The sequence below is a fragment of the Candidatus Zixiibacteriota bacterium genome, from assembly GCA_040753495.1.
Lineage (GTDB): Bacteria > Zixibacteria > MSB-5A5 > GN15 > PGXB01 > DYGG01.
Map to the genome: position 1 here is coordinate 1 of JBFMEF010000180.1, position 8,533 is coordinate 8,533.

The following is an 8,533-nucleotide window of genomic DNA, read 5'->3' on the forward strand; positions in this document are numbered from 1 at the left end:
GTTTTCATTAGCCGAAAGATGTGGCTGGCAATTACTTTTGCGAAGAATCAGGAAAAGGCTTGCGGAATAATACGGCGCTGTTATAACCAGAAAAGCCTAATAGAGTTCCGGGCGACGGTCGGCGAGGAGGTCATTATTCGCAGTAACCCGTTTATTATCAGCGAGTTCTGGGTTTATATCGACGGCGATAAATCCGGTTTGTTCGGAATCAAGCTGCGCCAGAATTGCCCCGTTGGGTGAGATTATTCGCGATTTACCGATGAAACGGAGAGTCAAGCCAGGTCGTTTTTCTTCGCCGATACGGTTGGCGGTAATGGTAAAAACGGCGTTTTCGAGGGCTCTGGTAATCATGGCATCGGGGCAATGGGGTAAGACCAGATTGGAGGGATGACAGATTATCTGGGCGCCCAGGAGAGTCAGTTTGCGCGCCGCCTCGGGAAAACGCCAGTCAAAACAGATCATCATACCGATGCGGGCGCCTCGAAAAGAGAATACCGAGAAACCGGATTCACCGGGAGAGAAAATCTCTTTTTCGGTGTCGAAGAGGTGGCTTTTCTGATAGAGAAGATACTGCCCATCGGGAAAAACCGCTATAGAGGAATTGAACAGCCTCTTCCCTCGCCGCTCGGGAAAGCCATATATGATAAGGCTGTTCTTCTCGGCGGCTAACTTCCGGATGCTCTCAAAAAGATACCCTTTGCCGGCTTCGTCCGATAACAGGAACGCCTGATTGAAGTCGGCAAAAAGATAACCGGTGGCGAAAAGCTCCGGAAGCACCAGAAGGTCGAATTTATGTGGACCAGCGGCTCTGAGCAGTTGATCCAGGTTGTCAGCCACTTTTCCGAAACGGGGGTTATTCTGATAGAGCGATACAATCATTACTGGCTCCTCTGCCGAAGTCAAAATAAGCAATCAATAAAACAATTGCAACCGGTATGCCTCTCCTCTATATTTAGCCCCATGCCTGAGGAGAAGAAAAAAGAGCGGAGTATCGTCACCAACCGCAAAGCCTTTCACAACTACGAGATTCTCGACCGTCGTGAAGCCGGCATCGAGCTGAAAGGGAGCGAAGTGAAATCTTTGCGAATGGGGAAAGTCAATCTCTCCGACAGTTACGCCGCAGTCGAGAACGGGGAAGTTATTCTGTACAACCTGCATATTTCGCCGTACGAAATGGCGACCCGCGACGGCCATGAGCCGCTTCGCCCTCGAAGGTTGCTGCTGCACAAACGGGAAATCCGCCGTCTGTTCGCCGCCACCGAGGAAAAAGGATTCACTCTGATTCCGCTGCGAATCTATTTCAAGGGACCTGTAATTAAAATCGAACTGGCTATTGCCCGCGGGCGTAAGAGTTACGATAAACGGGAGAAAACTGCCGAAAAGGAAGCGGCGCGGGCGATTGAAAGAGCGATGAGACGAAAAACAAAATGACCAGATATATTTTATTTCTCTTTCTATTATTTGCGGGGTTAGTTGCGCCGGCTGCGGAAGGGGAGCTTTTGTCGGTCCAGCTCTCCGGAGGCACGGAAAAGATTGATTATATCATCGAAAAGAATGTTCTCTATTTCTCCATGTCGCAGCTGGCGGAGTTGTTTGGTGACCGCATTAGTTGGGAGGAAGTCGGGCTATCCATCGCCTATCAATCCTCAGCGAGTAAGACAATCTTCTTTGTCGATTCGCCGTTTCTCCGGATGGGGGATTCGGTCCGGAACATGGTTTATCCGGTTATTATCAGGAATGGGGAATTGTATCTTCCGGCAGAGACCTTTATGCCGGTCTTGAACCGGATTCGCCCCGAGCAGGTTTCCTGGGATGCGCATCGCAAAACGATTCGGGTCGATTCGGAATGGTACAATGTTACCGACCTGGCATTCTCCCCCAAAGCCAACGGATTGCTGATTGAGATTTTTATCAGCGGAATCAAGGATTATGAGATATTCCAATCGGAGGGAAACTGGCTCAATATCACCATACCAAAGGGCACGGTCAACCGCAGGCAACTGCTCAGCCGCCGGGACAAAGATTTTCTGGTGGATATGAATGTTCTTCAGAATCCCGGTTCGGCCCAGGTGTCATTGAGGTTGCGACGGAAGATTGACAAGATGACTCATCGTCTCCAGACCGACCCCGACCGGATTCAGATATCTCTAATAGATTCTCTGGTGGCGCCAATCGCAAATAACGGGTTGAAAAATGTCGGTCCCGATGACCTGATTGATAGAATCATAATTGACCCGGGGCATGGCGGAAGCGACTATGGCGCCATTGGTCACAACGGCACCAGAGAAAAGGACGTAGTTCTCGATATCGCCAAACGGCTGGCGAAGATCATCAGAAAGGACAAGATATTCTCGGCGGTATTAACCAGAGAAAAAGATGAGTATCTATCTCTGGCAGAACGAACCCGGATTGCCAACGAAGAGAAGGGGGATATCTTTGTTTCAATTCATGCCAATGCTTCGGTCAAGCGCGCGGCGCGCGGTTTTCAGGTCTTTTTTCTGGCGCCGGCAAAGAACGACTCCGCCCGGGCCGTGGCGCAACTTGAAAACGCAACCTTTCTTGCCGAGCTGGGAAATCAGCCGGATTCGCAATATGATGACTTAAGCCATATATTAAGCGACATGATTCAAACCGAATTTCAAACCGAATCGGCCGATTTGGCGGCAATGATAGAACGGGATTTCAGGCGGAAGGCTAACTCTACGGACAGTCGCGGCATCGACCAGGCCGGATTTTATGTCTTGAACGGCGTCTATATGCCTTCAGTGCTGGTAGAATCCGCCTTTATAACCAATCGCGGCGATGAGCAGCTACTCAAGAGCAAAGATTTCCGCGAGGAGGTGGCGCAAGCCATCTATGAAGGACTGAAAAGATTCAAAGCGAAGTATGAGAATAAATAGATGACACAGGATGAGATAAAAAACAAGCCGATAGGGATATTCGATTCCGGAGTGGGGGGGCTGACGGTAGCGGCGGAAATCATGAGGCATCTGCCGCAAGAAAATATAGTCTATTTCGGCGATGTTGGGCGCGCCCCGTACGGCGGACGCTCCAAGGAAATAATCACCAAATTCACCCGTCAGGACATTTCTTTTTTGATGGAACATAAGGTGAAGTATATCGTGGCGGCATGCAATTCGGCCTCGGCGGTGGCGCTGGAGACTGTCCGCGGAGAATTTGACATTGATATCCTGGGGGTGATTGAGCCGGGGGCGGAGGCGGCCGTGAAGTATACCAGGAACGGTCGAATTGGAATAATCGGGACGGTTGCCACAATCGGTTCCGACAGTTATGCCCGGGCAATTCAAGCCCGAAACACCGAAGTGAAAGTATTCTCCTTAGCTTGTCCGTTATTTGTGCCTCTGACGGAGGAAGGGTATATTGAGAAGGAAGCGACTTACCTGATAGCGCAGGATTATCTCAAGACTTTGACAGATGTGGATATTGATACGCTTGTCCTAGGATGCACGCACTATCCTTTATTGAAGAAAGTTATCGGCAAGGTTGTGGGTGAGCAGGTGCGCCTGGTGGATTCGGCGGAGGAAACGGCCCGAACCGTGGCTGAGGCGCTGGCGGAGAAAAAACTGCTGCGTGCTTCAGCCGGCGAAGCGACGGTGAAATTTTATGTGTCCGATGTCCCCGACCGCTTCTCTCAAGTAGTAAAGCAATTCCTGGGAAGAAGTATCAATAACATTACAAGGGTGGATATAACGAGATATTAGAAATGAACCTGTTGATAATCTCAATACTTTTTCTCGCGGTGACCGGCGCGGCAATCTTCGTGGTGGTAAGAATCTACAGCCGGCGCATCGAGCGCGATATTCTTCAGAGGATAGAGGAGTCCTTCGGCAAGGCGTCCTTACAGGCGCTGGCGCAGAATTCGGAGCAGTTTTTGAGACTGGCAGGAGAGCGCCTGGCGCAAGCCTCCCAGTCCAACATTAAGGAACTCGAATCTAAGAAGGAACTGATTGATAACACGCTCCAGCATATCCGGACGGAGCTGGAAAAGATGCAGGGGCAGATAACGGCTTTCGAGCGCGACCGCAACGAAAAATTCGGCGCCCTCAATCGCGGGTTGCAGAATCAATCGGAGCAAACCGCTAAACTGCAGGAAATAACGACCGGGTTGAGCAAGATTCTCTCCGGCTCAAAGGTGCGCGGTCAATGGGGGGAAAGAATGGCTGAAGACCTCTTGAAAGTGGCCGGTCTGGTGGAAGGAATAAACTATCGCAAGCAGAGAGATTTTGCCCAGACCGGGCGGCGACCCGATTATACATTTCTTCTGCCGGAGAACCGTTTCCTTAATATGGATGTCAAATTTCCCCTGGACAATTATATCAAGTATTGCGAGGAGACCAACGAGTCGCTTCGCCAGAGTTACCGCAAGCAGTTTCTTGCCGACGCCACCAAGATGATAAAAGATGTGACAGGGCGCGACTATATCAATCCCGAATCGGGAACGCTCGACTATGTTCTGGTCTTTATTCCCAATGAGCAGGTATATGCCTTTTTGCTTGAGAATGACGTTTCCTTTGTGGATAACGCCCTCAAGTCAAAAGTAATTGTCTGCTCGCCGGTCACCCTTTACGCGGTTCTGGCGATAATTCGCCAGTCTCTTGACAATTTTAATCTGGAACGGTCAGCGCATAAGATTCTGGAGCTGATGAGCGCTTTCTATAAGCAATGGGGGCAGTTTATCGTCGGGATGGACAAACTGGGGAAAAGAATTGAAGAGCTGCAGAACGAATTCAATACAATTGTCACTACCCGCCGCAATCAGCTGGAAAAACCGTTACAACAGATTGAGTCGCTCGCCCGTCAGCAGGCGCTTTCGGAGCCGAATAGCAACGGCAGGAGTGTCATTGAGGGCGGCGCGGGGTTATCGGCGCTACCTTCTTCCCAAAAAGAACTGCGAGGCGAATGATGGACCTGGTCAAGGCAAAAATGGAGCAGGCTATCGATATCCTGAAAGAATTGAATATCGACCTCTGGATGATTTTCTGCCGTGAATCCGATATGATGGCGGACCCGTCGCTCGCCCTGGTAGTGGGGCATAAAGTGGTCTGGCAGTCGGCTTTTTTCTTCTTCCGCAGCGGCCAGACGCTGGCGCTGGTCGGCAATTATGATGCGTCCGATTTTGAGCGAGCCAGACGATTCCGTACAGTGGTGCCGTATGTCGAGGACTGCGGACCCAAAATCAGACAAATCATAGAGGAAAACGCCCCCCAGAGCATAGCGCTCAATTATTCGCCGAGCGATGATGCCGCGGATGGCCTGACGCACGGGATGTTCTTGCTGTTGAACGAGTATCTGGAAGGAAGCGAATATCGGACGCGATTCATCTCCTCGGAAAAGATAATTTCACTTCTCCGGGGCCGCAAAACCCGGGAAGAAGTGGAGCTGATTTCATCGGCCGCCTTTATGGCGGCAGATTGCTGGAACAAGGCGTTGAAAAGCATCAGAGCCGGCATGACCGAAATAGAGATAGGACAATTGATCGACCACAGTATCAAGTTGCTGGGAGGGGAAAACTCCTTCGACACCATCGTCAATGCCGGAGCGAAATCATCGCCGGGACACGGTCATCCGACCAAAGCGGTTCTGGAGCCGGGGGACCTGCTGCATGTCGATTTTGGAGTCCGGCTGCAAAACTATTGCTCCGATATTCAGAGACTCGTTTATGTTCGCCGAAAAAACGAAAGCGCTCCCCCGCCGGAACTTCTGGCGGCGTTTGATAAGGTCCGTGAAGTTATAGATGAAACCGCCAAGCTCTATCGACCGGGGGCGGTGGGGCATGAAATTGACGCCGTAGCGCGGCAGATTCTCACCAGAGCCGGTTACCCAGAATATCAGCATGCCCTGGGACATCAGATTGGGCGCTCGGTGCATGATGGCTCTGCCCTCGTTGGACCGCTCTGGAAACGTTACGGAGTGGCGCCCAAAATCCCCCTTGAGAAAGGAAATGTTTTCACGGTAGAACTGGGAATCGAACTGCCCGGAATTGGTTATGTTGGACTGGAAGAGGATTTGGAGGTAACGGAAAAAGGAGGACGATTCCTCTGCCCCCGGCAGACGGAGCTTGCTGTCATATGAGATACTGGCCATTTCTCTTTGGTTGCTTATTCATTCATATCAGTTGCGCCCCCGCCAAACGTTTTCCCAGAGATGAAGGAGAAATTCGCAAAGAGTTGTACTTCTGCGCGCCGACCAAACTGACAATTAAGCCGGGAAATCGCAACCTTTTCTTGAAATGGAATACCAATTGCCCGCCCAATGTTCTTCTGTCAGGATATAATATTTATCTTCTGCGGGAGCCGCTGGATGACAGGTATCTTGACAGCGAAATGCCGTCGCGAATAAAACCGTACAATTCCGCCCCCTATCCGGGAGATACTGACCCCGAGGGAAGTTTCGAGACCATGCTGATTGATAATCTGGAAAATGGAACGGAATATTTCGTGACGGTTCGGACGGTATTCCCGGATGGCAGTCTTTCGGTGTCGTCCAATCAGGTCGCAGCCATCTGTCGACCTGAAGGGGAATTTCTTCTGGCTTTCAGGTATGCCGATATCAATGATGGCTTCTCTTTTGCCGCGGGGAAACCGGTCAGGGCGGATGCCTCAGGCAATGACCTCTTTTTTTTCAGCAAGGACGGTTTCGATTATATCTCTTCGCCGCACCGTCTCAACGGATTTTTGAGAGAATCGCAGTTTTATTCCCTGGGGGCGACCAGAGATATTTACCAGCATTCCAGATTCAGCCTGGATATCCCCGCAATGGACAGAATACCTGTGCGGGCAGGCGAAAGTTACGCCGTCAAAACTGCCGATGGGAATTACGCCAAAATCAGGATTGAATCTATTGTCGGCGAAGGAAAAGACCGCCGGATGAGAGTGAAGTATATTTACCAGACCATCCCAAATCTTCTCCGCTTCTAAGAACCCCAAGCTTCTGAGATATTGACCAGCCGTTGTCGAATCTGCTCCATAAGGAAAACTGCCCCAAATATGAATCAATTGTGCCGCAATACTCGTATATCGCACTGAGACAAGGAAATAGTACTGGACCCGCAAAGCTTTAATAATCAGACCGGCAAACGGATTCTCTGGGCGATACTGTCCGGCGGATTGCTGTTGCGGGTGGCTCTGGCTCTTTTTACCGACAATCTCAGTCATCCCGATGAGAATTTTCAGATATTCGAGCAGGCGCATCGGCTGGTTTTCGGATATGGATTAATACCATGGGAATTTCGCTATTCGGTTCGCTCTTGGCTTACGCCCGGATTGACCGCCCTCTTCTTGTACCCCTTTAAGTGGCTCGGATGGGATAATCCGAATATTTATATACCGGCAATTCGAGTGATTCTGGGCGCTCTGTCGCTCTGGCTGGTCTATGCGGCGTACCTCTTGGGGAGAAAGATGGCCGGTATGAAAGCCGGTCTAATCGCCGCTTTTTTCTGCGCTTTTTGGTATGAGATAGCCTATTTTTCGATTCGTCCCTTAAGCGAGGTCTGGGCGACAACATTTTTCCTGATGGCGCTGGCGATTTCGTATCGCGAGACGGGAATATTGAGATTTATGGCGGCGGCAGTTCTTCTGGCGCTGACCGCGGCATTGCGAGTCCAGTATCTGCCGCTGGTGGTCTTTTACTTTGTTCATATCATTTATGGTATTGAAGTCAGAAAGGCGGCACTGGCGGCGGTGGCGCTGGTCGTCACTATTATCGGCGCCGGCGCGCTGGATGCCCTCACCCTGGGCGAATTTTATGAATCTTATGTCAATTATATCGAGATTAATCAGCATTTCAGCTTTGGCGGTGCCATCTCTCCCCGTTTCTCGCCGGAATTCTTACTCTCGCTGGGGCGCTCTTCGCTTTATCTGCACTGGGTAATATTGGCGGCCGCTTTCTGGTTTCTTCGTCGCCACTGGATTATTCCGCTGTCGGCGGCAATGATAATTATTTTGCACTCTTTCCTGCCTCTGAAAGACCATCTGGTCAGCATCCGGTTTATTTATCTTGCCATTCCGTTAATAATAATTTCAGCGGGAGTGATTGCCTCTAATGATTTCGGTAGAAGCAGTAATTCGGGCAGACCAGGGGGAATGTCGGCTATATTTATTGCCATCTTCTTGCTGGTTTCAGCGGGAGGATTTCTGGGCTTATTACCGGGGGAATCGAAAGTCTATCGTCAAGGAGTCCTCAAGAAAGAGCCGGCGCTTAAGGCTTACCGTTACCTCTCGGACGCCCCGAATGTCGTCGGGATTTTTGATATGTCTCAATTCTGGTTTCAAAGCGGCGGGTATTTCCATCTTCATAAAAATATCCCAATCTATTTTGAATCTAATCAGCCAAAATCGGAGGATTTTGTCAGTCATATCATAACACGTGAGCCTCTGCCCACAACGGTCGGGTTCAGATTGGTCAAGAGCTTTGAGTCCTATCAGATTTATGAACGGATTGACCGGAAATTTCCGTACCGAAAAGACCTCAATTACTCCCCGGATATGTATCAGCCGGGGATTGATGACAGGAT

Annotated in this window: 8 protein-coding genes; 7 read left to right on the plus strand and 1 reads right to left on the minus strand. The window is 50.4% G+C overall.

Annotation, left to right across the window (positions count from 1 at the left end):
- Window positions 1-96: 96 nt before the first annotated feature.
- Entirely contained in the window at window positions 97-879 is a 783-nt protein-coding gene (locus tag AB1690_11735; GenBank protein MEW6015982.1) for a nitrilase-related carbon-nitrogen hydrolase, read from the minus strand.
- 81 nt (window positions 880-960) lie between these two features.
- Between AB1690_11735 and smpB the strand changes: the two genes are divergently transcribed.
- The 7 genes from smpB to AB1690_11770 form a co-directional block, all read left to right on the plus strand.
- Window positions 961-1,431: an SsrA-binding protein SmpB gene (gene smpB / locus AB1690_11740; protein MEW6015983.1), complete on the plus strand. Its 471-nt coding sequence runs from the start codon at window positions 961-963 to the stop codon at window positions 1,429-1,431.
- Complete coding sequence (locus tag AB1690_11745) at window positions 1,428-2,900, plus strand: N-acetylmuramoyl-L-alanine amidase (protein MEW6015984.1); 1,473 nt, start codon at window positions 1,428-1,430, stop codon at window positions 2,898-2,900. The genes smpB and AB1690_11745 overlap by 4 nt, the downstream gene beginning before the upstream one ends.
- The gene (gene murI / locus AB1690_11750; protein MEW6015985.1) at window positions 2,901-3,722 is read left to right on the plus strand and encodes a glutamate racemase; all 822 of its coding nucleotides are present in this window, start codon (window positions 2,901-2,903) and stop codon (window positions 3,720-3,722) included.
- 2 nt (window positions 3,723-3,724) lie between these two features.
- Window positions 3,725-4,924, plus strand: a complete 1,200-nt coding sequence (locus AB1690_11755; GenBank protein ID MEW6015986.1) for a DNA recombination protein RmuC — start codon at window positions 3,725-3,727, stop codon at window positions 4,922-4,924.
- A complete protein-coding gene (locus tag AB1690_11760; protein MEW6015987.1) occupies window positions 4,921-6,093 on the plus strand; it encodes a M24 family metallopeptidase in 1,173 nt (390 codons plus the stop codon). The genes AB1690_11755 and AB1690_11760 overlap by 4 nt, the downstream gene beginning before the upstream one ends.
- Window positions 6,090-6,938, plus strand: a complete 849-nt coding sequence (locus tag AB1690_11765) for a hypothetical protein (protein ID MEW6015988.1) — start codon at window positions 6,090-6,092, stop codon at window positions 6,936-6,938. The genes AB1690_11760 and AB1690_11765 overlap by 4 nt, the downstream gene beginning before the upstream one ends.
- 201 nt (window positions 6,939-7,139) lie before the next feature.
- Window positions 7,140-8,533, plus strand: a 1,394-nt coding sequence (locus tag AB1690_11770) for a hypothetical protein (protein ID MEW6015989.1), incomplete at its 3' end; no start/stop codon positions are given.

Bases quoted from the DNA above. Each gene is read 5' to 3' on its own strand.
- AB1690_11735 (MEW6015982.1), bottom strand. From the start codon at position 879: ATGATTGTATCGCTCTATCAGAATAACCCCCGTTTCGGAAAAGTGGCT.
- smpB (MEW6015983.1), top strand. From the start codon at position 961: ATGCCTGAGGAGAAGAAAAAAGAGCGGAGTATCGTCACCAACCGCAAA.
- AB1690_11745 (MEW6015984.1), top strand. From the start codon at position 1,428: ATGACCAGATATATTTTATTTCTCTTTCTATTATTTGCGGGGTTAGTT.
- murI (MEW6015985.1), top strand. From the start codon at position 2,901: ATGACACAGGATGAGATAAAAAACAAGCCGATAGGGATATTCGATTCC.
- AB1690_11755 (MEW6015986.1), top strand. From the start codon at position 3,725: ATGAACCTGTTGATAATCTCAATACTTTTTCTCGCGGTGACCGGCGCG.
- AB1690_11760 (MEW6015987.1), top strand. From the start codon at position 4,921: ATGATGGACCTGGTCAAGGCAAAAATGGAGCAGGCTATCGATATCCTG.
- AB1690_11765 (MEW6015988.1), top strand. From the start codon at position 6,090: ATGAGATACTGGCCATTTCTCTTTGGTTGCTTATTCATTCATATCAGT.